The organism is Tissierella sp. (assembly GCF_032104385.1).
GTDB lineage: Bacteria > Bacillota > Clostridia > Tissierellales > Tissierellaceae > Tissierella.
On the sequence record NZ_DAMCHJ010000009.1, the window covers coordinates 80591 to 106461 of the forward strand.

Annotated in this window: 21 protein-coding genes; 11 read left to right on the forward strand and 10 right to left on the reverse strand. The window is 30.8% G+C overall.

Features of this window, described 5'->3' with window-relative positions; genetic code table 11:
• Positions 1-15: 15 nt before the first annotated feature.
• Positions 16-1443, forward strand: coding sequence for an aminopeptidase (locus tag RT714_RS10355; RefSeq protein ID WP_313757494.1), 1428 nt, complete (start codon positions 16-18; stop codon positions 1441-1443).
• A 64-nt stretch (positions 1444-1507) separates the two neighbouring features.
• On the opposite strand, the gene RT714_RS10360 is transcribed toward RT714_RS10355, so the two are convergent.
• Positions 1508-2047: a hypothetical protein gene (locus RT714_RS10360; protein WP_313757495.1), complete on the reverse strand. Its 540-nt coding sequence runs from the start codon at positions 2045-2047 to the stop codon at positions 1508-1510.
• A 182-nt stretch (positions 2048-2229) separates the two neighbouring features.
• Here RT714_RS10360 and RT714_RS10365 point away from each other — a divergent pair, with 182 nt between their 5' ends.
• Entirely contained in the window at positions 2230-2610 is a 381-nt protein-coding gene (locus tag RT714_RS10365; RefSeq protein ID WP_313757496.1) for a CBS domain-containing protein, read from the forward strand.
• 96 nt (positions 2611-2706) lie between these two features.
• Here RT714_RS10365 and RT714_RS10370 read toward each other — a convergent pair whose 3' ends face one another.
• From RT714_RS10370 to RT714_RS10380, 3 genes are all read right to left on the reverse strand, one after another.
• Entirely contained in the window at positions 2707-3165 is a 459-nt protein-coding gene (locus RT714_RS10370; protein WP_313757497.1) for a chemotaxis protein CheX, read from the reverse strand.
• Entirely contained in the window at positions 3156-4022 is an 867-nt protein-coding gene (locus RT714_RS10375) for a response regulator (RefSeq protein WP_313757498.1), read from the reverse strand. The genes RT714_RS10370 and RT714_RS10375 overlap by 10 nt, the downstream gene beginning before the upstream one ends.
• Positions 4023-4119: 97 nt before the next feature.
• A complete protein-coding gene (locus RT714_RS10380; protein ID WP_313757499.1) occupies positions 4120-4971 on the reverse strand; it encodes a YihY/virulence factor BrkB family protein in 852 nt (283 codons plus the stop codon).
• Between the two features lie 245 nt (positions 4972-5216).
• Between RT714_RS10380 and RT714_RS10385 the strand changes: the two genes are divergently transcribed.
• Positions 5217-7223: a methyl-accepting chemotaxis protein gene (locus tag RT714_RS10385; RefSeq protein WP_313757500.1), complete on the forward strand. Its 2007-nt coding sequence runs from the start codon at positions 5217-5219 to the stop codon at positions 7221-7223.
• Positions 7224-7282: 59 nt separating this feature from the next.
• Here RT714_RS10385 and RT714_RS10390 read toward each other — a convergent pair whose 3' ends face one another.
• On the reverse strand, positions 7283-9286 hold the full coding sequence (locus RT714_RS10390; RefSeq protein ID WP_313757501.1) for a S9 family peptidase: 2004 nt from the start codon (positions 9284-9286) through the stop codon (positions 7283-7285).
• Between the two features lie 110 nt (positions 9287-9396).
• On the opposite strand from RT714_RS10390, the gene RT714_RS10395 reads away from it, so the two are divergent.
• The 4 genes from RT714_RS10395 (at position 9397) to RT714_RS10410 (ending at position 13386) form a co-directional block, all read left to right on the forward strand.
• A complete protein-coding gene (locus RT714_RS10395) occupies positions 9397-9939 on the forward strand; it encodes a sigma-70 family RNA polymerase sigma factor (RefSeq protein WP_313757502.1) in 543 nt (180 codons plus the stop codon).
• Positions 9932-10252 carry a hypothetical protein gene (locus RT714_RS10400; protein ID WP_313757503.1) on the forward strand — a complete coding sequence of 107 codons (321 nt, stop codon included), beginning with the start codon at positions 9932-9934 and terminating at the stop codon, positions 10250-10252. Before RT714_RS10395 ends, RT714_RS10400 begins: the two co-directional genes overlap by 8 nt.
• Positions 10242-12380, forward strand: coding sequence for a carboxypeptidase-like regulatory domain-containing protein (locus RT714_RS10405; RefSeq protein ID WP_313757504.1), 2139 nt, complete (start codon positions 10242-10244; stop codon positions 12378-12380). The genes RT714_RS10400 and RT714_RS10405 overlap by 11 nt, the downstream gene beginning before the upstream one ends.
• Positions 12381-12534: 154 nt before the next feature.
• Positions 12535-13386 (forward strand): HDOD domain-containing protein, encoded by an 852-nt coding sequence (locus RT714_RS10410; RefSeq protein ID WP_313757505.1) that lies wholly within the window; start codon positions 12535-12537, stop codon positions 13384-13386.
• A gap of 17 nt (positions 13387-13403) precedes the next feature.
• Here the strand turns inward: RT714_RS10410 and RT714_RS10415 are convergent, their stop codons facing one another.
• The 5 genes from RT714_RS10415 to RT714_RS10435 form a co-directional block, all read right to left on the reverse strand.
• Positions 13404-15119, reverse strand: a complete 1716-nt coding sequence (locus tag RT714_RS10415; protein WP_313757506.1) for a hypothetical protein — start codon at positions 15117-15119, stop codon at positions 13404-13406.
• Positions 15120-15328: 209 nt separating this feature from the next.
• Positions 15329-16357 (reverse strand): ABC transporter permease subunit, encoded by a 1029-nt coding sequence (locus RT714_RS10420; RefSeq protein ID WP_313757507.1) that lies wholly within the window; start codon positions 16355-16357, stop codon positions 15329-15331.
• Complete coding sequence (locus RT714_RS10425) at positions 16357-17403, reverse strand: ABC transporter permease subunit (protein ID WP_313757508.1); 1047 nt, start codon at positions 17401-17403, stop codon at positions 16357-16359. Before RT714_RS10425 ends, RT714_RS10420 begins: the two co-directional genes overlap by 1 nt.
• Entirely contained in the window at positions 17404-18972 is a 1569-nt protein-coding gene (locus tag RT714_RS10430; RefSeq protein ID WP_313757509.1) for a sugar ABC transporter ATP-binding protein, read from the reverse strand.
• Between the two features lie 78 nt (positions 18973-19050).
• Positions 19051-20211, reverse strand: coding sequence for a DUF3798 domain-containing protein (locus tag RT714_RS10435; protein ID WP_313757510.1), 1161 nt, complete (start codon positions 20209-20211; stop codon positions 19051-19053).
• A 401-nt stretch (positions 20212-20612) separates the two neighbouring features.
• On the opposite strand from RT714_RS10435, the gene RT714_RS10440 reads away from it, so the two are divergent.
• From RT714_RS10440 to RT714_RS10455, 4 genes are all read left to right on the forward strand, one after another.
• Positions 20613-22310 carry a M3 family oligoendopeptidase gene (locus RT714_RS10440; RefSeq protein ID WP_313757511.1) on the forward strand — a complete coding sequence of 566 codons (1698 nt, stop codon included), beginning with the start codon at positions 20613-20615 and terminating at the stop codon, positions 22308-22310.
• Between the two features lie 507 nt (positions 22311-22817).
• Entirely contained in the window at positions 22818-23660 is an 843-nt protein-coding gene (panB, locus tag RT714_RS10445; RefSeq protein WP_313757512.1) for a 3-methyl-2-oxobutanoate hydroxymethyltransferase, read from the forward strand.
• Between the two features lie 17 nt (positions 23661-23677).
• Entirely contained in the window at positions 23678-24604 is a 927-nt protein-coding gene (locus RT714_RS10450; RefSeq protein WP_313757513.1) for a 2-dehydropantoate 2-reductase, read from the forward strand.
• A 153-nt stretch (positions 24605-24757) separates the two neighbouring features.
• On the forward strand, positions 24758-25720 hold the full coding sequence (locus RT714_RS10455; RefSeq protein WP_313757514.1) for a bile acid:sodium symporter family protein: 963 nt from the start codon (positions 24758-24760) through the stop codon (positions 25718-25720).
• Positions 25721-25871 lie beyond the last annotated feature (151 nt).

Below are 25871 nucleotides of genomic sequence, written 5' to 3' on the forward strand. Positions count from 1 at the left end.
AATGGGAGGATTAAAATGACTAATAAATCAGAAGGAAAAAAGTTACAGGAAAGACTAACTCACAAATGGAGAAATGTATGGGATACCCTAGATAAAATTGAAAAAGAAAAGGCTTTTGCTATAAATGAAGAATATAAAACCTTTTTGGATAAAAGTAAGACTGAAAGAGAAGGGGCAATGGAAATCATAAGAGTAGCAAGAGAAAAGGGATATATATCAATTGATGAAATAAGAGAAAAAGGTATCAAACCAACTCCAGGAATGAAGATCTATGCAAATAATAAAGATAAAGCTGTTGCATTATTTGTGTTAGGAAAAGAAAAGCTTGAAAAAGGCATGAATATAATTGGTTCTCATTTAGATGCTCCAAGAATAGATTTAAAGCAATTCCCACTTTATGAAGAATCGGATTTTGCACTACTTAAAACTCACTACTATGGTGGAATTAAAAAATATCAATGGGTAACATTACCACTAGCTTTACATGGAGTTGTAGTAAAATCAGATGGAGAAAAAATTAATATTGTTATAGGGGAAGATGAAAATGATCCAGTATTTTTTATAACTGATTTACTTCCACATTTAGCAAAAGATCAAATGACAAAGAAAATGGATGAAGGAATTACGGGAGAAGGATTAAATGTTTTAATAGGGAGTATTCCATATAAAGATGGAGAATTAAGCGAAAGAGTTAAATTAAATGTATTAAATATACTAAATGAAAAATATGGAATAATAGAAGAGGATTTTACTACTGCAGAATTTGAAATAGTTCCTGCAGGTAAATCAAGAGATGTAGGTATAGATAGATCAATGGTTGGAGGATATGGACAAGACGATAGAGTCTGTGTATTTACTTCCCTAAAAGCAATATTAGATATAGAAGCTCCAAATAAAACAGCAGTCTCTTTATTTGTAGATAAGGAAGAAATAGGAAGTGTAGGAAATACAAGTATGGAATCAATGTTCTTTGAAAATATGGTTTCAGAATTAATAGATCTTACAGAAGAAAAGTATTCCGAGCTTATGGTAAAAAGAGCATTGGCAAGTTCTTGTGTGCTTTCAGCTGATACATTGGCTGGATTTGATCCTAACTATCCTGAAGTTTTAGATAAAAAGAATTCACCTTTCATAGGTAATGGAATAACATTAGTAAAATATACTGGTGTTAGGGGAAAAGGTGGAAGTAATGATGCTAACTCTGAATATCTAGGTAAAATTAGAAAGATATTCAATGATAATAATATAGTATGGCAAATGGGAGAGTTAGGTAAGGTTGACCAAGGCGGCGGAGGAACTATTGCCTATATCCTTGCAAAATATGGAATGGAAGTAGTAGATTGTGGAGTACCTCTACTAAGTGTACACGCTCCCTATGAAATCGCAAGCAAAGCAGATGTATATATGACATATAAAGGATATAATGTATTTTATAAAAATTGAAATAAAGGGACAGGTTTTCCGTTGAAATTATGAAACGGAAAACCTGTCCCTTTATTATATACTATTACTCTTCATTTACCCAAGCGTCAAATTTCTCCATAGTTAATTTATAGGTTTCCTTTGATATTTCAGGTAGTTCTCCTAAAACTTTCTCTGCTTCCTTAAAGCCTTGTTCTATGGCAGATCTAAGGGTTTCTGCTTTTGATTTATCTCCACCTGATAATGCTATTGCAAAATCTACTAATCTTTGGCTTACTGCTTCTGCACCAAGAGGGCCATTAGGTCCAATTAACTCTTGTGCTTCTAATCTTGCAGTCTCGTCTACTTCTACAATATCATCTTCACCTAGTAGGTCAATGGTCTTTCCTTGACGTCTGAGCATTTCTTGTACTAATCGGATTAATTGAGCATGAGCCTCTTGGCTATCTCTTTTTAATTTAGTAATTGTATTTTTATCATAAACATGAGATGTCTTATTTTCTGTCTTTTCATAAATTGCTGCTGGAGTTTCTTTTACTTCAGATTTTACCTGGATTTTTTTCACAGGCTTTACTTTTTCAGATTGAACTATAGGTTTAGTTGGTTGTGTATTTTCAATTTTCATCATCATCACCTCTATTATATTTATCGGCATATTCTGGGAAAAATTAATTATCCAATGATTTTTATATTGGATAAAAGGATTGCAGGTATAGATATTATCCCTTATAAAGTAGTACATGGAGGAAGAATAATAAAATAAATGGGTAAATATTAAATAATAAACTTTGAAAGGAGAATAAGATTATGAAAGTTAGAGAAATAATGAAATCACCAGTAATATCAGTTAAACCTAGTGATACTGTTAGTAGGGTATTAGAAATCATGAAAAATGAAAATGTAAATGGCGCGCCTATTGTTGATGAAGGAAATCATCTAATGGGAATAATAGTTAAGGCAGATATTTATCGTTTTTTAATGGAACCAGGACATTATGAAAGTTGCCCTGTAGAATGGGTAATGATTAAAAAAGTTATAAAAGCCGATGTAGAAGAAGATATATTAGAAGTAGCTAAGCGATTGAGAAACCATGATATTATAGCTTTACCGGTCTTAGATAATGATGTTGTTGTAGGAATTGTCTCAATAGAGGATTTTATTGATCATTATATCAAGGATAGTAAATAAGAAAGGATGCAAATGAATTAATAAATGAGCTACAGAAGATATTGAGAGGGTGGTTTAAAAGATATCAAGTGAAAGGGGGATTTATCCCCCTTAATCTTAATTGATTGATATAATTACTTCTATTGGTATATTATCTACTAAAATCTCTACGCATAAAACTTTAGGCGTGTTGAAGGCTGTTCTAATATTTTCTCCATACATAAGAGTTGGAGTTGAAATATTCATATTAATATTCATATTAGAAAATTCAATGCTGGCGTTGGCTGTAAGCATATTAGACAGTTCAGATAATGCACTTTGTGCCATTTCATTAAATTCATCTATTTCCATACCCATCATCATCTTAGAAGCAATTTGATTTGCACTATTTGTATCCAATGAATAAAGAATATTTCCTTTTAAATCTCCTACAATTCCTACGATTGTTAGTACGCCACTAGTAATTAAATCTTTTTCTTTGATGCTTACTTTTCCTCTTTCAACTTTTTCAAATCCTATTTGAGGCATTACGTTTTTAAATGATGATAGAAAAGGGTTTACGTATTTTACATCCATTGTACATCACCACCATTGCTAAAACCTACATTTAACAATATGATTCCAAAATCAGTAGAAATTTTCAATAAGGAGGTTTTAAATTTTGCAGAAGATATATTTAAATTATCACCATAAAAAACAGAAGGGGGAGAAACTCGTAGACTCAATAATTTATCTTGCCTATTCAATATAGAGCAGGCATTACCAGATACAATGTTTGTAAATTCTCCTATAGTAGCTATAACCTCTTTTGAATTAGAAATATTTCTCTTTAGAGCCTTGGTAGATAAAGCAGTGGCTGTTTCAATAGACATATCTAATATCATTCTACCAGAGTACTTGCCAATGATGCCAATGACTATGGATACCCCTTTTGATTGTAGCAGATCGTTGGAAAGGAATTCTTCCTCAAAAGCAGGAATTGTTTTGGTCATTTTGGTTAAAGCATCTGCAAAGGTTTCTTTAAATACAGGTAAGTATGAATTTTGAAAAAGTTTAAAATCATTTTCATCATTTATAACTCTTTTAATAGCTAGAATAAGTTTGTCTTCATCAATTGGTTTTTGAACATAGGCATTAATCTTATGTTCTTTTGCTTTGTTTAATATTTCATCATCCATCATAGCACTTATCATTATAACTTTAATATTATTATCAATTTTATATACTTCATTTGTGCATTCAAATCCATCAGTACCAGGCATAGTTACATCCATGGTGACTATATCTGGTCTTGTTTCCGATATTACTGAAATTACTTCTTCCAGGGAACCAGCTTGTCCAACTACTTCAAATCCATTTTTTTCAAGAATATCTCTAATAAGTACAACTGAAAAAGAAGAATCATCAACTATAACTACTCTTTTTTTATTCAAAAGAATCACCCCTAGAGTTTTTTCGTTTTTGTACACAGCAATTTATTAAACTATATATGAATATATACCCAAAGAAATAGATTTAACAGTTTTTTTATTAACTATCTAAAAATTTTAATGTGGCATTTATTTCTCCGCCCATAATTATAATTATGCTACTTATATAAAGCCATATTAGTAGGACTATTATACCTCCTAGACTGCCATAGGTTTTTCCATAGTTGCCAAAATTATTTACATAATAGGAAAATATAGTTGATGTAATTATCCATCCTAGAGATGTAAATATGGCACCAGGCAATGAATGTTTAAGACTAATTTTATTACTATTTTTAATAGAAGGGACAAATCTATATAATAAAGTAAATATAAAAATCATAGAACATAGAGATATAATAACCCTAAAATATTTCCAAAAGGAGATAAATGTTTTGGTAATACCAAGGAAATCAAATAGTCTATTGCCTAAAACTTCACCAAAAACTAAAGTAAGAAGCACCATAACAAGTAAAGCTAATAATGCTATGGTAAATAATATGGCTATCCCTCTTAATTCAAGATAAGACCTAGTTTCTTCTACATCATAGGCCTTATTCAGAACTCGAATAAGTGCCATGATGCCTTTTGATGCAGCCCAGATACCAGTTATAGCACTTAAAGAAAGTAAAGTTTCATTACTGGTGACTATTGTTTCAATTAGCAAAGTAGAAATTAATCTTTGGGTGTCTAAAGGCAATAATACTATTATGCTATGTAATACATCCTCCCTAGCAATAGGTGTATAGCTTAATATATTTAGGAAAAAAATAAGAAATGGAAAAGCAGATAATACCAAAAAATATGATAACTGTGCGCCTATTGCAGTTACACTGTCATCTTTCATTCGAAATAAAAGCTCCTTTAAAAATCTTGCATATCTATTATCATATCTATCTAGCCAATTTAACAAGATAGGCACCTCCTGATTATATGTATTACTATTTTACCATATAAATACATATTTAAACAACAATTGGCGAAAGCAAGAATAAATAGGAGAGAATATATTATTGGAGATTATTGTATAAAGTAAAGTAGAAATTTGTCGATATTATTACAGTGAGGTTTTATACAGATTCATCTTGATTTAATAACATGAAAAGACAACCATTAAATCAAAATTTTAGTTTAAATTACAGAATAGGAGGCAATAGGATGAAATCAATAAAATCAAGATTAGTACTTATATTTACATCAATTATATTTATACTAACAGTAGTGCTAGGTTTTATATCAATCAAAACAATGGGCAATAATTTAGTAGAAAATGCTCATTATAGTTTAAGAAGTATAGCAGAGGTAAATGCAAAGTACATACAAGTAAAGATGGATGAAGAAATTGAATATATTCAAGGACTTGCACAGAATCCAATAATATTCGATGAAGAAATCCCCTTAGAGAGGAGAATTTCATTTTGGGAAAAGGAAGCGGAGAGAACAGGTTATATTAGTTTTGTCTTTGCAGATAGAGATGGAAATAGTAGTGAATTGAATAGTAAAGGCACAAAATCCAGTATTAGTGACAGAGATTATTTTACAAGAGCAATGAAAGGTGAGAGTGTCGTATCAGACGTAATTATGAGTAAGGATACGGGTCAGCCCGTTATTGTATTTGCATCGCCAATTTATTTAGAAGGTGAACAAACTGGTGTATTGGTTGGAGTAATGGATGCTCTTGGATTAAGTAAAGCCACAGATGAAATTAAATATTTGGAAACAGGGGGTGGCTATATAATTAATGGAGAAGGAACAGTTGTAGCAGATGAAGATATAGACTTGGTTATTGAACAATTTAACTTTATAGAACACGGTGATGAAAATAAGGAATTAGCAGAACTTACAGAAAATAAGATGCTAATGAGGGAAATAGGTAGCGGAGAATATAAAACTTTTACGGGAGTGGAAAAGATAGTAGGTTTTGCACCTATTGAAGGCACTCCATGGATAATGGTAATAGGTATTAAAGCTGATGAGATATTAAGTGAAGTAAATACTATGAAAAAACAGTTAGCTTTGCTATCATTAATTGGAATATTTATAGGTGCTATTATTACTTACTTTGTTAGCGGGACTATTTCAAAGCCCATTAGTGACGTTACAATAACTTTAGAAAGATTATCGAAATATGATTTTTCATTTGATGAAAACAATAATGTAAATAAATATTCAATGCGAAAAGATGAGATTGGAACTGCTACCGAGGCATTGAATATAATGCAGCAGAATATAGTAGAGCTTTTATCCAATATTACTCAAGCATCGCAGACAGTATCAGCAACAGCTGAGGAACTAACTGCAACAGCTCAAGAAACAGGAACTGCTTCGGAGGAAGTGGCAAGAACTATTGAAGAAATTGCAAGAGGAGCAGGAGAGCAAGCCCAAGAAACAGAAACTTCTGCATCTAATGTAGAAGTATTAGGAAGATTATTGGAACAAAATGAGAAGTATACTGTAGAATTAAATGCAGCAGCAGAAGAAATCAATAAAGAAAAAGATGAAGGTTTTTTTATACTAAAAGAGTTAATAGAAAAAACCAAAAGAACCAATGAGACAACTGAAGATATTTATAATATTATATTAGGAAATAATGAAAGTGCAGAAAAGATAGAAAGTGCTAGCACAATGATTCAAAGTATAGCGGAACAGACTAATTTATTGGCACTTAATGCAGCAATTGAAGCTGCTAGGGCAGGGGAGCATGGTAGAGGATTTGCAGTTGTAGCAGAAGAAATTAGAAAACTTGCAGAACAGTCTAATAATTTTACAAACGAAATTAAAGAGGTTATTCAAGAACTAAAGATAAGATCCCAGAATGCGGTAGATAGTATAGAAGAAGCAAAAAAGATAACAGAATCCCAATCAACAAGTGTTAAACAGACAGAAGAAAAATTCCGAATGATAGCATCTTCTATAGAAATTTCTGGAGATGTAATTGATAAGATTACACAATCAGTAGAAACTATGCAGGAAAACAAAGATACTTTAGTAGATTTAATGCAAAATCTATCATCTATTGCTGAGGAAAATGCAGCAGGAACAGAGGAAGCTTCAGCATCTATGGAGGAGCAAGCGGCAGCTATTGAAGAAGTCTCAAACGCTAGCCAAGGATTAGCACGTATCGCAGAAGAGCTTCAGGCTCTTATTAGTAAGTTTAGGATATAGGGAATAAATAATAATAACTTCAGTTTTTGGTGCCAGGCACCAAAAACTGAAGTTATTTTTTAATGTTGGATAGGGGATTTTAAATATTTATTAAACCAATTGGTTATTTCTTCTAATCTTCTAATTCTGTGTTTTGGTTTTCCTGAGCGACTAAGTTCATGATTTTCTCCCCTAAACATAATTAGTCTAGAGTCTACACCATGATATTTTAAAGATGTAAACATTTGAATACCTTCAGGTAGCCAACAACGATAATCTTCCTCAGAATGAATAAATAAAGTAGGTGTAACTACTTTATCCGCATATTTAATGGGAGAATGGAACCAAAGTTTTTCTACATCAGACCAAGGTGTAGCGGCTTGTTGGTCATCTACAAAATAATATCCAATATCTGTAGTTCCAAACTTAGAAATCCAGTTAGAGATAGACCTTTGAGATGCAGCAGCCTTAAATCTTTTGGTGTGACCTATTATCCAGTTAGTCATAAAACCACCATAAGAACCGCCAGTAACGCCAATTCTTTCTCTATCTATAAAAGGATACTTTTCAAGGACTACGTCTGTGAATTTCATCAAATCATCATAGTCTATAGTACCATATTTACCTCTTATATCTGCAAATTCATTTCCATTTCCGTCAGAACCTCTTGGATTACAGAAAAATACTACATAGCCTTCATTGGACCAGTATTGCATTTCATGATAAAATACTTCACCATAGACGGTTTTTGGACCGCCATGGATATCTAATATTCCCGGATATTTTTTGTTTTCTTCAAAATCTACAGGCTTCATTATCCATCCATCAATAGTCACTCCATCCGCTTCAAATCTTAGATGTTCAGGAGCAGACAATTTTTTTTCATTTATTACCCATTCATTAAATTTAGTTAACTGGACTTCTTTATTTTCTTCTAAACTATATAATTCTTGAAGTCTAAGTCCCCTAAGACCTATAAATTTTATATTTCCATTTAATACATCAAATCCATCTATGGAGCCATTATTTGTAGTTAGTTTTTCTATGTCTCCATTTTTATTTATTCTATTGATGTAAGAGTTATTTAATTCAGTAGTTATAAAGTATAGATGCTCTCCATCTACTATTATAGATTTAGAACTGCCATATCTACAGTCAGAGCCAACAGAATTCCAAATACTATAATCAAAACTATTATTAGATATTTTATTGGCATTGGTACCATCTAAATTCATTAGATAGAAATGTGGATTTTCATTAACTCCATAGGATTTCATATTATGTCCTGTAAAGATTATTTTATCTTCAAGAAAATCAGCAGAAAAGTAACTAAAAATATCTTCATGGGTTAATTTTTCTAGTTTGTTTTCTTTAATATTATATAAATGTAAATCAGATTTTAATTGCATTTTATCCATATATGAACTGGCAACTATAAGGACTTTAGATTTATCTTTATTGAGTCTGACACTTTCTACTTCTGTAAATTCATCTGTAATAGGGTTAAGGATTTTGCTCTTTAAATTATAGATATAAAGTCTATTTCTTTTTTTATTTGTAAATCCTATGCCATTTGACCAAAAAGGTATTTCGTCTAAAACTTCATAGTCTTTATTTTCTTCCATATTTTTTATAGCTTTTTCCTTTTCTTCACCAGATAAATTTTTAATATTTGGAAGATTAGGGTCAAAGGTTGCAGTTATTAAAAGATTATCTTCATCTAGGATTTCAAGAGAATTTATTTTGAGTGGGATTTCAAAGGCCTTATTAGCCTCTCCCCCATTTATATTGATTTCATAATAAGTTGTAAATTCATCTTTTCTTTCTTTATCTTTTTTATTTCTTATGGCAGGGAAAAGAATTGTATTATTATTTTTCCATATAAAAGAGCTTTCTTCATCTAAGGATGTCAATTTAAACTCTGATTTCTTTTCTTCATTATAGATATAGATATTAGATAGATATTTATTTTCTGCTACATCCATTCTATGTAGTATAAAGCCTAGATTTTTACCATTTGGTGAAAATCTGATACCTGATAAAAACTTGTATTTTGTAAAGTCATCTAATTTTAAATTTTCCACTTACATCCCCCCATTAATTCTTTAATGTATTCAACATATATTATATACTATTTATATATACACGCAACCTTTTTACAATACTGTAGTCTAAATAGTAAAGGAGGGTTAAGGTGGCTAGAGATGAAGAAAAAGAACTTATAAGAAAACTAAAAAAAGGGAATGAAGAAGCATATATAGAACTTCTGGATAACTACGGAAATAGGCTATTAAAAACTTGCTGCCTAATCCTCAAGGATGAAAAGGATGCTGAGGATATAGTACAAGATACTTTCCTAAAAGTATTTAAACATATAAATTCTTTTATGGAGAATAGTTCTATATATACTTGGCTCTATAGAATAGCATTGAATTTATGCAAGGATAAGCTGAAATCTAGAAAAGATTTTATTATATATGAAGATACAATGGAAGGCAATGAGAGAGTAGAGAAGAAGGTATTTGATTCTATTGATAGAGAAATTTTAAAGAGGGAATTATTTAGCCTAAATCATATATATAAGGAAATTCTAATATTATTTTATTTTGAAGAACTATCAATCAAAGAAATAGCTGAAATTTTAGAAGAAAAGGAAGGAACTATAAAAAGCAGATTAAGTAGGGGAAGGATATTGCTAAGGAATGCCATTGAGAGAGGAGGAGAATTTAATGGATAAAGACAGATTAGGTAGTGAACTGAAGATAATAATGGAAGATGAAACAAGAGATATGGAATTTACTCAAGGACTAAAGGATAGAATATTAATTCATAGAAAGAAAACCCTAAGAGATAAAATAAGGGGTTTTTTAAATAAAGAAATAGAATTGCCTCTTGTACCAATGGTGGCAGGTTTTGCAATATTATTTATTGTGGTAGGAGTCCCAAAGAATTTGATGATAAGAAATGAAAATATAAGGATAGTAGATATTGGTTCATCTCAGATGATAATTAGAGATGAGAGGAGGGTGAATCCAAGACATGAAAATTAAGGTAAAAGTAAAGACATTGATTTTATCATCTTTAGTAGTAGTGTTTTGTATCTTTGGAATAGTTCCTTTTGCTAATATAGAGTTGGCTAACTACTTTAGTAGTTCCAAGCCGGAAATTGCAGAAAAACTATATGATTATTATTTGAGGTATCCCATTGCCCTTAGAAAAGATGAGGCATTATATAAGGGTGCTCAAAGTACGATGAATGGATTCAGTAGATATAATATAATGATGGGTATGCATCTGGGAGAAAAAACTTTAGACTATACTACTATAAATAATACTATAGATAAATATAAAAAGATAATAAGGTATTATCCAAAGAGTGATTATTATACCTTAGCATATAAAGGTATATTAGATTCTTATATTTATCTAGGAGATAGTGATAATTTAAAAAAATGGATAGACTGGGGAAGGTTTGAAGACTATAAGAAAACAAAAGATATATCTATTCTTTATGAAGGATATAATTATTTTGTCAATAGAGAGTATAATAAGGCAGAAGAGCTGATAAGTACCTTTGTTTTGGGAAATGCTGACATAGATTATATATATTATTTTCTAAAGGGACATATAGAATTTGTTAAGGAAGATTTTAATAAGTCCTTGGAATATTATAATAAGGCAAGTGAAATTGGTTGGCAACATAGAACTAGTTTCTTTGGTAGTACTGTGCCAGATGGAAGGGAAAACTGGTTAGAGAATCTGGATTTTAATAAGGGAGAAAATAAGATAAAGGGAAGGGTAACTGCCGATGGTGTAGGTATTCCCTTTGTGGAAATATATTTGCAATATCCAAATCAAGGATATGCTTCCCGAGGAATAGATTTTATAGCCATAACGGATAAAGATGGATACTATGAAACCATCGGAATAAAAGAAGGAAGATATGATTTAGGAATAGGAATAGGAACTGCCATATTCTTTAATAAGGCATATTTGACAAAAAATGTATATAATCTTGAAGTATCAGATAATATAGAATTTGACTTTGAATTTAAAACTCCTATGAAGATAATTAGTCCAAAGCCAGAGGAATTAGTAGAAGGTAATAAATTTGAGGTAAAATGGGAGGAGGTAAATGAGGCGGATTATTATATGGTTCGAGCAGTTGTAATTGATAATGACTTTAGTATGACTGTATCCATAACAGATGAAAATAGAAAAGATAAGATAAAAGGAAATAAGGCAGTATTTAATATAGAAATGCTGAAGAATTCTCCTACAGGATACTCCATGGATGATAATGAAATTGTAAACCCTGAGGCTATAATGGGTTATATACATGAGGAAACAAGGATTCCTATTATAGTCAGTGCTTATGATAAAGATGGAAATATGTTAAGCAGCAGTGTTCCCATGACGAGCCGCTATGAAAATGTTCCAAGTATTAAGATAGAAGGAAAATTAACAGCAGGAGAAAAGCTAATAGTGAAGAAAGAATACGAAAAGGCTGTAGGATATTATGAAAATCTACTTTTAGAAGACAAAGACAATATAGAAGCACTATTATATTTATCCAAATTTAATATGTTTGGTTGGGGAAAGGGTACAAAAAATATTTCTAATGCCATTGATTATGGAGAGAGAATTTACAATATAACAGGTGATGTGGATTTGATGCTACTGATACTAAGGCAGATGGGTTCAAAGGATTATAGGGAAAATAAGGAGGTTGCAGCTGAACTGCTTGATATGATTCCTGAAAATTATAGAACTGATGACTATTATTTAGAAAGAGGAGCATATTATAGGGCAATAGGGGAATATGAAAAAGCTAGAGAGGATTTTATCCTTATAGATTATGATTATGTAAATCGAGATATTATTTATATAGACCTTTACCTTAAAAAATATGAAAGAATCCTGGAAAGGATTAAAGATGAAAATATTAAGTTTACATTTATGAGTAAAGAAAAACTCATAGAAGGTATAGAAATATTAAATAAATTAGATAAAGACCACAAGGAACATCTAATATTTAAAGAATACTTAGATAGGCTTTTAAGAGGAGAGAAAGATTATAATGATAGAAAAGAAGATTTTGATAAAGTTTATAATAGCATAAAAAATCCTGGTATTAAAATTATTTTAAATGAGATAAAGGTAGATAATCGTTGGTAACTAGGACAGTTGTGTTTTAGTTGGGATTACCACAGGAGAATTGTGCACTTGTCGCATCCTGTCGCAAGACTTTTTGAGCCTTTATAACTATGTCGTATTTGAGTAATTTCGGGTATAATTATATAAAAAGGTAATTATGATTGGAGAGATTAATATGTCGAAACTTACTTTAGATTATATAGTCAATAAAGTGGAAGATATAAAAGTTTTACCAGAAATTATAAATAAGATAATAGCATTAACTGATGATCCAGATTCTACAGTACATGATATAGAGAAGGTAATATTACAAGATCAGGTTTTAACTACTAAAATTCTTCGACTTGCTAACTCTGCGTATTATGGTTATGCAAGGAAAATTTCTACTGTATCTCAGGCTACTGTTTTATTAGGATTTCAGGCAATAAAAGGCATAGCCCTTGCTTCTACAGTAAGGACATATCTAACAAAGGAGTTAAAGGGATATTCCTTAGAAGAAAATGAACTATGGTCTCAATCTCAAACTTGTGCTATAATATCAAGATTTATTGCTAAAACCATAAAATATCCTAATCCAGAAGAGGCTTATATTGCTGGACTTCTTAGGGATATTGGGAAGACAATTTTAAACCAACATATGGAGAGGGAATATATGGAGGTATTATCAAAGATGGAAGAAAATAATATATCCTTCTTAGAAGCGGAAAAGGAAGTATTGGGTTTTGGACATGCTGAGGTGGGAGAAAAAGTGGCAGAAAAATGGCTTCTTCCTAAGAAACTAGTAGAGGCAATTGGTTATCATCATAGTCCAGAATTGGCAACTATAAATCCACTTTTAGTTTCCATAGTTCATGTTGCAGATGCTATTACTATGATGATGGGAGTAGGACTTGGACTTGACGGTCTATCTTATGGATTATCTCCTATGGCATTGGATAATTTAGAATTAGATGAATTGGAGTTTCAAAATATTATATCTCAAGTAGCAGATTTAATAAAAGATGAGGATAGTTTTTTAACAGCATAAAATAAAAGCAGATAAATTTATCTGCTTTTTCTAAATGATTCTAAATTTATTATACTACATTCATGTTTTTCGTTATTTCTTGATTCCATAAATTCTAGAATGATTTTTCCTAATGAGGTTACTTTTATCTCATAATTTGGATATAGATTACATTTGATGATTCCTAGATACTGTAAATATATATATAATACAAAGAAAAATTTAAGATTATTGGAGAATTTAGGCAATATACCAGTGATTTCATAATTTATATTTTCATTTAAAGATGAAAGCAGCTTCAATAAATCTTTTTTTGACTTATCCAATATCTTTGAGTTTTCTATACTGCAGATCTCCGACATAAATTCATTGCTCCAAATATACTTGAAGAACAGAGTATATTTGTCTTCATCTCTTAATCTTAAATAGTTGTTACCTTTATTAGTGACAGATAGACTATTACCACTAATTGAAAGTAACCCTAGATTAAGGGAGAGTCTGTAAAACATATGAATAATAGGAAAATCTTTTTGATTAGGTGACACTTTAGCTACATAATTAGAGAGTTCCAATATTTGGTTTATTTCTAAAAGGTTTTTTCTTTTTATATATTTATTTTTTTCTGTTAAATCCAATGGTCTATCCAGTACATAAAGTATGAATTTATCATAATCCATTATAAGGGATATGGCGTCCTCATTTAGAAAGTTTGCTATAGTATTAGATAATTCCCTATCTATTACAAAGGGAGATTTGACTAATTTCAATTGATTTATGAAATCAAATCTAGCCTTGCTTATATCTAAAAGTTCTTTATATATTTCTTTATATTCTGAGTCTCTATTACTTAGAAATCCTAAGTAATTTTTAAAGGTGGTTATATAAGAGTTTAAGTCATCTTGAGATATTATAAATCCATCTTCTATGGCATTTTTGAAAAAAGCATGGAAATCTATTTTATCAAGGTCATATAAAGTTAAATCTTCATCTGCAAGATAGTATTCAAAGAAATCCATTAGGTTTGATATATATTTTTTTACAGCTATTTTAGGTAGTTTCAATTTAAGATATGCTTCAAATTCATCTAATTCATCATAAAATATTGAAAAAATATCTTCATCCATTTCAATTGCTTCAAGAACACAATTAGTATAAATTTTATATAGATTTATACTATATTTTTTTAAATATTCCTTAATAGTAAGAGATGGTAATTTTAATCTCAAATGGTTAAAATCAAAGAATACTTCTTCTAAAAACATAGGCTTAACAGATGAGGGCAGATGACTAATATCTCCTATAAAAGTATGATGACCTAATAAGTTTCCAATTCTAGCAAAAGCAAAGTCCCCAACGGACATATTAGAAGCTAGCTCAGGTTCTAATAGTTTATAAATTTTATTTTGAAGTAAATCTTGAACTTCAATGAATTCTTTATGAGTATTAATCACTTCAAATAGTGATACATTAGATTTATTTCTTTGTATTAGAATTTCTCTTTCTTGAGGCGTTAATGTATCTGATTTTTCTTCAAGAAATTTTTCAATAAAAGTTTTTCCATTTCTTCCAATGAAATCTATACTTATCCATACATTAAAGGCTATTGTATATTTCTGTTCTCCAAAATCGGGATAAAAAAATTCTAATGTGTCTAATATGCTCTCATATTGTATTTCCTCTGATATATATTTTAACAACTTTTTAGTTGCAGTTTTGTCAATTTTTTGTATTTGCTTATAAGTAAAACTCTGCATAATTCCTCCTAAGATATATTACAAATAATTCTTTACCAAAGTATATTATATACTATTATAGAATTAAATGCACAAGAAAAAAATAATCGTGTAGGAATTATTAATTGTTAGTTCTAAATTAAGACCATTAGAATGTGAATATAAATATAAAAATCCTCCTTTTAAAAGAGGATTTTTATAGCTAATTAACAATTAATAATTTAATTTTTTTAAATATCTGATAACTGAGTCTTAGCCTTATTTTGTTCCCAAGCATGAAGTAGAAGAGCAAGACCTATAACTCCGTAAGCGATAAATACTCTAAAGTATTCACCTATTTGAGCATTACCCATTAGATTTTGACCAGCCAATGGTGATATGATAAATAACAAGTGGAATAGGAATGTTCCGATTAAAGCTTCTTTCCAAGAAGCTTTATTTACAGATGCTCCTCCTATTAAGAGAGAGGCTACTGCAAAAAGTCCTACTTGTTCATGGTTGCTAAACGTATTTAATGTACCCATGTTTTGTAGATATACTATTTGTCCCCAAGCGGCTAATACTGTGGAAATTATTATGGCAATGATTCTAGTTTTATCTACATTGATACCTGAAACACTGGCTATATGCATGTTTTGCCCTACTGCTCTCATCTCTTGACCTAATTTTGTTTTTAGGAAGAAATATAGTGCTACAAATAATAATGCAGTCATAATTAGTGTAACTATAGGGTAAGATGTTATGTCTTTAAAGATTAAATTATCTAAGGATTTTCTTACAATATTTAAGTCAATTGTATTTCTAAGACCAACACCTGTAGACATTAACATATTTGGATTACTAAAGGGTATAACTTTACCAGCTAATACTATAAATATCAATTGATATATTCCATTGGCAAAGAATCCTAATATCATGGAAGTTATCATTTCTTTTCCCTTGGCCTTGTTTAAAACTTTTCCAACTAAATAACCTAGGAATATAGCTACAGGAGTGGAAACTAATATTGCAATTAAAAGTCCTCCAATTCCTCCTATACCATAGTTAATTATAAATATAAGCCCTATTTGTCCAGCCATAGCCCCTAGAACTATACCAAAGTTTAGTCCCATTCCAGTTATAACAGGGATTATAAGAGACATTACTAATATTAGGTTTCTCGATAGTCTAAAGATCATTTCATTAAAAAGAAAGTTAAGTGGCAAACCGGATAAGAAGAAGCCAACTACGCATATTGCTAAAAATACTATTGGAACCATCATGCTGCGTCACCTGCCTTTCTAGTTAGTGCATATAAGATAATACCATTACTAATGATTATTCTTATTATTTCAGCCATACTTCCTTCTGATAAAATATTGATTACAGGAAGAGCAACAACAAGTAATCCTTGGAATAAAAAAGTACCAATTACTACGTGGATTATTTTTGCCTTTTGCAAAGTTGCACCACCTATTAATATTGAAGCAGCAGCAGGAAGTGCTACGTAAAGAGGTGAATTATATAATTGTAAAAAACCAAAGGATTGACTATAAACTATAATGCCAATAGCGGCAAGAACAGTAGATAGGACTATACCTAAGAGTCTTTGTCTATCAACATTTACACCATTGGAGGTTGCAAAGGCTTCGGAACTTCCAGCTACTTTCATAGCAGTACCTCTTTTGGATTTAGAGAATATCCAAACTATGCCAGCTAATAAGGCAAAGAATAGTATCAATCCAATTGGAATAATTTTTAACCATTCTGGCAGCCATTCTGGATTTAAAGATTTATCCAGTAAACCAGCCATTGAAGATTCTAAGGAAAGTGTAACACGAAGTCCTGATCCTCCCATTGCCCAAGTTAATTCTGGATTTCTAAAGGGAGCTACAAGCCAAAATATACACATAAAGGATACTATTGAGTAACCAACATAGTTACCTACAGTCATTTCCTGTCCTTTTACTTTATTGAGCATTAGACCATAAAGATAGCCTGCTACAACTGCTAAAGGAATTGCAATAGCTAAAGCTACAAAAAAACTAGTCCATCCAGTGAGTCCAAGCTCAATACTAATTAAAGCACCAATAAGTCCAAATATTACTCCGAGAGGTAAGTTGAAATTAATTCCTATACCAGATTGGATAGAAGGAACCATAGCTAATACCAAAATGGCATTCATACCAAATCTTGTAAATATATCTTTCCATATTCCTGATAGTGGAATATCCAGCATAGCAGCTGCAATTAATAAGACTATTAAAAAGGCCGAAATTATCAATCTAGGAAATCCTATTTTTTTATATATCTTCTTAAAATCCATTTAACCCACCACCTTATCTATATCTTCTCCAGCCATGGCCAAACCAAAAGCTTCGTCTGATGCATCAGGTGGAAGTATAGCATGAACTTTTCCTTCTGCAATGATGGCAATTCTATCTGAAACTTGTCTTAATTCAGCTAATTCACTAGAGGTAATTATTATAGTCATATTAAGTTCTTTATTTAATTTAACTAAAGTATCCAAAACCAATTTTTTAGCACCTATATCAATACCACGGGTAGGTTCTGATACCATTAGTATATCTGGATTTAGAGTTAGAGCACGGGCGATGCATACCTTTTGTTGATTTCCACCAGATAAGAATCTAGTATATTGACTGGGGCCTGTACATCTAATATCTAATTCTTCTATCATTTTGTCTGCATGAGATCTAATCTTTTTACTATCAACTATTTTCAAAGGGCCAACCTTATTGAGAAATTTATCTTGAATTTCAAGACTGGTAAATGCAATATTGAAATCAATAGGTTCATCTAATAAGAGTCCTACACCTTTTCTATCCTCTGATAGGAAAGCAATGGAGTTATTCAGCATTTCTCTTGGATCATTTAATGGCATTTCTTTACCATCTTTTAATATACTGCCCTTTGTAGGATAAAGACCCATTATTCCATTAGAGATACCAATTTTTCCATGACCAGCTAAACCCCCAAGACCTAAGATTTCACCTTTCCTTATTTGAAGATTAACACCTTTTACTTTTTCACCTGGCATATTAACATGCAAATCCTTTAATTCTAGATATGGTTCGGTATCGGAATTTATATCTTTTTTTTCTGAAATAGTGGCAGTAATTTCTCTTCCTACCATAAGTTTTGCCATTTCAATAATATTGGTTTCAGAAGTCTTTACAGACTTAACTAAAGAACCATCTCTTAGGACGGTTATAGAATCTGTGACTTGCTTTATTTCATCTAGTCTATGGGTAATAAATAGAATTGCTATTCCCATATTTGATAGATTTTTTATAACATCTAAAAATTGAGCTGCCTCAGATTCAGTAAGTACAGCAGTTGGCTCATCTAATATTAAAAGTTTTAGATTTGATTTATCTATTTCTCTAGCAATTTCAATAAATTGCATATAGCCAACAGGTAGCCCTGCTACTGGGAGATATTCATCTACTGTCATATTTAATTTGTTTAAAGCATTTTTAGCATCCTCTTTCATTTTAGGAGTATCTAATTTTTCCATTTTAGAACCTAAAATTTTAGATAGTAAAGTATGCTTAGTGTTTTCACGGTTTAACTTTATATTCTCTGTAATGGTGAATCCCGGAATAAGCATAAACTCTTGATGAACCATACCAATACCCATTTCCATAGCTTCTGTTGGAGTCTTGGGACTATATACTTTGCCATCGAAGAGCATTTCTCCTTCAAATCCTCCAGTAGAGTGAATAACTGGCATACCGAATAATATATTCATTAAAGTTGATTTACCAGCTCCATTTTCACCTACTAGTCCATGAATTTCTCCTTCTTCAATTGTCAAAGACACATCTTTTAGTACTTGATTACCGGAATAGTTTTTTCCTATATTTTTCATTTGGAGCAAAGCCACTTTATTACCTCCTTTATCTAAAGAGAAGGGAGTCGTCATAACGACTCCTCATCTTTAATTTATTTAAAATACTTGTGATCCTAGTACAAATAGTAAGAAGTTCGGAGTATTTTCAAGTTCTGAGAATTTAACCTCGTCATTCTTGTCATCAGTTACTTCTTTCATATAGTTAACTATAGAATCTTTATCAAATTTATCTATTTTACCTTCACAGTATGCTTTAGCATATTCTACACCAGCTTCAATCATAGCTACGTTTGCAGGTCTATTCCAAGTACCAAATCTACCAGTACCGCCTTTTTCAGCTATTTTAGATGATATTTGTTCTGAAAGATAATCTAAATCTCCAGCCTTATCAGCAGGAATTTCAATACCTAAAGCACCTGGATAAGCATGATATGGAGATGGACAACATTGTTCAGGATAAATAGCACCAGTTTCAAGAGCTTGTTTGATTAAAGGCTCTTGCATAGCACAGTTTGTGCTAAAGAAAGCAGTATCTTTGCCATATTTTTCCACTTGTCTAGGAACATCTTCTAATATAAACTGTTGTGCACCAGGTACGCCAGCATCTGAAAGTGGGTCTGGAGCATCAACTTCAACAAATTCAAGACCTAATTCACCACAAGTTTTTTTGAATATATCTCTTCTAGCAGATAATAACTCATAGGACATATGTCTTGGGAATGAATAGTGTATAAATGTTTTAGCTCCCATTTCTTTAGCTGTATGGACTACAGATTCACCACGTTGAAGTTGGTCTAATTCTAAGGCTATATCTGCACGAGAAGCTATTGCTTCTGGGTCTTCATGAGGTGCACCTAGAATAAATAACATATCAGGTCTAGTTTCTCTAACCTTGTCTATAGCTGCTGCAGCACCAGGAACTGCTTGAACAAAGATTATAGCTTTAACATCTTTATCTGCAGCTAATGAAGCAACTTGAGCAATAGTTGTTTCTTGTTCCTGAGCAAATTTATCAGGATAAGTAATGTGTTTAATCATATCACCATATTTAGCTACCATTCTTTCACCGGCACGAAACTCTTCTTCTCCTTGAGATACAGTACCAGTTACAATACCGATTTTGTAATCAGTTTTCTCAACTACATCTCCTCCATCAGTTTTAGGTTCATCAACCACATCTGATGTAGTCTTGGCTCCACAGCCAGCAGATGTAATAACTAGCATGGTAACCAAGAATAATACTAATATTTTTTTCATTTTTACTCCCCCTTCATTTTTATATATTTAACTCCCTTTCCGGGAGAAAAATAACTGAATACATAGATAATTATAAATAAATAAAAAGAATCAATTATTAAGAAAATTCCAAATCAAAAAATTTTTATAAAAAAAGCCCAATCCAAAAGTGAATCTAGCTTAAATTATGGAAGTACGAACTATCATGTTGATACTTTAATGTGGCAATCTGTTTAAATAAGTATAGTTTATTTTTATTAAATTGTCAATAAAAATATGACTATTTGTAGGAAGCTTACGGGTTATAAACTTATATAATGGGTTGTTTTGCAAATAATAAAGAAATAAAAAATATTCAGGCTATTTTTTATTTGAAAGATTTGGTATTATAAGATTAAAAACAATGGGAATGGGGGCTTATTATGTTAAAATTCAAGGATTACAAATATGATAGACCAGATTTATCTAAAGTTACTGATGAATTTGATGAATGCTTACAAAAATTTAGTGAGTCAAAATCCTTTGATGAGCAAAATGAAGTGATAAAAGAAATAAATAGAATAAGGAACCATCTAAATACCATGTCTACTTTAGTAAGTATTAGACATTCAATTGATACAGAAGATGAATTCTATGTCAAAGAAAATGATTTCATTGATGAAAATTCTCCGAGGATTGAAAATTTAGTGTCTAAATTCTATAAGGAACTTGTTAATTCTAAATTTAGGGAAGAATTAGAAGATACTTGGGGGAAACAGTTATTTACTCTTGCAGAATTACAATTGCAAACTTTTTCAGAAGAAATAATTGAAGATTTAATTAAGGAAAACAAACTTGTAACAGAATATGATAAATTAGTTGCTTCAGCTAAATTAGATTTTGAAGGTGAAATAAGAAATTTAAGTCAAATGAAACCTTTTACAGAATCTAAAGATAGGGATATGAGAAAAAGAGCATCAGAAACTGTCAGTGGATTTTTTAGGGACAATGAAAAAGAATTCGATAGAATTTATGATGAGTTAGTAAAAGTAAGAGATAATATGGCTAAAACTCTAGGATTTTCTAATTATGTAGAAATGGGATATAAAAGACTTGGAAGGTCAGATTATGATGCTAATATGGTTGCTAATTATAGAAAGCAAGTATATGAAAGTCTAGTTCCATTTGTTGCAGAGTTAAAGGATAGACAAAGGAAAAGACTTGGACTTAAAGATATGAAATATTATGATGAGCCCTTAGAATATTTAACAGGTAATGCAACACCAAAGGGAGATGCGGATTGGATACTTGAAAATGGGAAGAAAATGTACAGAGAATTATCTTCTGAGACCGATGAATTCTTTTCTTTTATGGTAGAAAGAGAATTACTGGACTTAGTCAGCAAAAAAGGAAAAATGGCTGGAGGATATTGTACTATTATACCTGAGTATAAATCACCATTTATATTCTCTAATTTCAATGGCACATCTGGAGACATTGATGTATTAACTCATGAAGCTGGTCATGCTTTTCAATCCTATTTAAGTATGGGATTTGAATTGCCGGAATATGGATTCCCTACTTATGAAGCTTGTGAAATTCATTCAATGAGTATGGAATTTATTACTTGGCCATGGATGGAGCTTTTCTTCCAAGATGAGGTAGACAAATATAAGTTTAGTCATTTAGCAGGTGCCATAAGCTTTATACCTTATGGAGTAACAGTTGATGAATTCCAACATTATATATATGAAAATCCAAATGCTGCACCAGAGGAAAGAAAAGCTAAATGGAGAGATATAGAAAAGAAATATCTTCCATTTAGAGATTATGAAGATAATGAGTTTCTAGAAGATGGTGGATATTGGTTTAGACAAGGACATATTTTTAGCACTCCATTCTACTATATAGATTATACCTTAGCTCAAGTATGTGCATTCCAATTTTGGAATAAAACTAGAGAGAATAAAGAAAAGGCTTGGGAAGATTATCTTCGTCTTTGCAGAGCTGGAGGAAGTTTGCCTTTCCTAGAATTAGTTAAACTAGCTAATCTAGATAATCCTTTTGTAGACGGTACAATAAAAAAGGTAGTAGAGCCTATTAAAAAATGGTTAGATAATGTAGACGATAGTAAATTTTAAAAATCAATTATTTCAATAACTTCCTTTTCTGGTGCCAGGCACCAGAAAAGGAAGTTATTTTTTATTAGATTTATTTATTAAAGAAAGTTTATCAAGTTAGAATTAGTTATATTTCTAAATCTTTATTTGTTTATTCTTAATATATAGAAATATTCAAATTATTTTAATTATTTTCACATATGAGATTGACTTAAACAAAAATTGTTGATAAAATAAAGTTGTACCGTATTATAATACATAATACCGTATTACGGTACAAAATATTAAAAATTATAACATAATAATGTATCATATAAAAAATCATATTCATAACAAGAGTTAACATTATAAACTGCAAATAACTAGCCTTTAAATATTCTTTCATAGTCAATGGTTTAATTCCACAAAATTTAAATATCACAGAATGATCAATTAATATATGAGTATTGAAATAAATAGGTATCAAAATAATATTACGATTATCAGTAGTATTATTTAAAATATAAAAATAAGAATAGGGGTGGCAATATGTCAGTGGAAAAAAAGAAGATGACGGTATCAGATTTTAAAAAGTATAAAGAGGAGGGGAGGATGTTTACTTATGTAACAGCATATGACTATACAACAGCTACTATTGTAAATGAAAGTAATTGTGAGGTCATACTTGTTGGAGATTCATTGGGAATGATAATGTTAGGATATGATGGGACAACTTCCGTTACAATGGAAGATATGATACATCATATAAAACCAGTGGTGAAGGGTGCTCCTGACACATTTATAGTTGGAGATATGCCATTTGGTTCCTATAATATCAGCAAAGAACAAGCCATTGAAAATGCAAACAGATTATATAAGGAAACAGGGTGTGATTGTATAAAATTAGAAGGTGGAGCAGATATGGCAGATACAGTAGCTGCTATAGTAAAAGCAGGTATACCCGTAATGGGACATATAGGGCTTACACCACAAACGGCAGGAATGTTGGGAGGATTTAAGGTTCAAGGAGGAAGTCCAGAAGCAGCAAAACAACTTATAGATGATGCGAAGTTACTGGAGAAATCAGGTGCATTTTCAATAGTGGTAGAATGTGTACCAAAAGGAGTGGCAAAAGCATTAAGAGAAGCTGTAAGTATACCAATACTAGGAATAGGAGCTGGACCATATGTTGATTGCCAAGTATTAGTAACTCAAGATTTATTAGGTATGTATGGAAATCTTAAACCAAAGTTTGTAAAAGAGTTTGTTAATATAAGAAAAGAAATGGTAGATGGATTAAATAAATTTCATCAAGAGAGTATTGATGGAGTGTTTCCTTCAAAAGAATATTGTTTTAATGTAAATGTAGAAGGATTTGGAATAGAAGATTAAAATTTAAATATGGAGAGATGATTAAGATGAGAATAGCCATAATAGGATCAGGAGCCATGGGGAGTTTGTACGGAGGGATTTTAGCAGAGGCTGGAAACGAAGTTTATTTTATTGATGTCTTTGAAGAACATATAAATAAGATAAATAATTATGGTTTATGTATAGTAGAAAATGGAGCAGAAAGATATATTAAAAATATTAAAGCTACAATAAATGTTAAAGAGATTGGAAAGGTTGATCTTGCTATAGTATTTGTAAAATCTACTATTACAGATATAGCTATGAAACAAAACAAAGATGTACTTGATAAAAATACCATTGTATTGACATTACAAAATGGACTAGGGAATATAGAGAAAATCAACTCTGTTGTTGATATAAGTCAAATAGTTGCAGGTACTAGTTCAAATGGTGCTAGTATGATAGAACCTGGTAAAATTAATCATGCAGGTAATGGAGGAACAACAATAGGGGAGATAGATGGTTCCATGACTGAGAGAATAAAAGAATTAGGTAAGATATTAAATATACCTAAACTAGGCCCAGTAAAGATATCAGATAATGTAATGGGAACGATATGGGACAAGTTGCTTGTAAATGCTGGGATCAATCCTTTAACAGCAATAACAGGTTTAAAGAACGGACAACTATTAGAAAATGAAGAAAGTATATTGTTGCTAGATAAGTTGGTTAATGAAGGCGTAGAAGTGGCAAAGGGTTTAGGAATTAAATTAGGATTTGAAGATTCAGAGTATTGTAAAAAGGTATGTAAGGCAACAGCTGAAAATATATCTTCTATGCTGGCAGATGTAATTAATAAAAGGAATACAGAGATTATGAATATCAATGGTGCTATTGTAAGAGAAGGAAGAAAGTTGAATATTCAAACACCTGCAAATGAAATGATGACGCATTTAGTTTTGTTGAAGGAAAAATATTATTGATTTCTTAATACATGTAATATATATCTTAGAGAATATGAGGATGAATATATCTAAAGATTGTTAATAGCTTACTATAGATTTATTAATAATCCAGTTCAAGTTCGAAGATAAATTTATATGATTTTGTTATGAATATTTGGGGAGGGGATACTCATGAAAAATATGATAAAATTGATTTCCAAAAATCATGGTATTGTGCTTATCGTTTTTACTATATTTGCGTTTATTACACCAGAATTATTTATGTGGGTAAATACGAAAATTTTTGGACAGTCAGTGATTAATATTTTATTAGGTGTTATAATGTTTGGTATGGGTATTACGCTAATTTTAGATGATTTTAAGCTGGTATTTAAAAAACCAATTGATATAATTAAGGCAGGTTTTTTTCAGTTCACCATTATGCCTTTATTAGCATTTTTATTATCAAAAATATTTGGTTTGGATGATGCACTTATGTTGGGAGTCGTATTGGTGGGAACATGTCCTGGTGGTACAGCATCAAATGTTATTACTTATCTTGCAGGAGGAGATGTAGCATTGTCTGTTGCTATGACAACATTTTCTACATTACTTGCTCCAATTTTAACTCCATTAATAACATATGTATTAATTAATCGAAAGGTAGATTTTGATCCTAAGAGTATGTTTATTAGTATTATACAAATTGTTATTATTCCCATTTGTTTAGGATTAATAATAAAATATTTACTAGAAGGAAAGTCAAATACTGTTGAAGAGTATATGCCAGCATTGTCTTCTATTGCAATTTCAAGTGTTGTAGCTGGCATTATTGCAAAGAATGTAGATGTCATATTAAGTTCTCTAGGAATAATTGTCGTAGTTGTTGTTATTCATAATTTATTAGGGTTGATGATTGGGTTTTTAGCAGGTAAATTAACTGGTATGGGTCATAAGAAAAGTATTACTCTTGCAATAGAAGTGGGACTGCAAAACTCTGGATTAGCTTCATCACTTGCAGCAACACATTTTCCATCAATGCCTTTGGCAACTATTCCTGGTGCTTTATTTAGTGCTTGGCAAAATATTGCAGGTTCGATTTTTGCATGGTACATGAAAAATCAGGAGCTAAAAGAAAATAAAGCTAAAGTATAGTACTTAAGTAATATAAGTATGGTTACAATTATAAAGAGCAAATTTATTTTTTAGATTTGCTCTTTATAATTTAAGCTATTATAATAGTTTGCAATAATATACATTAGGTAAATTCTAGTTTAGAAAAACTTCTATTGATTTTATTATTATT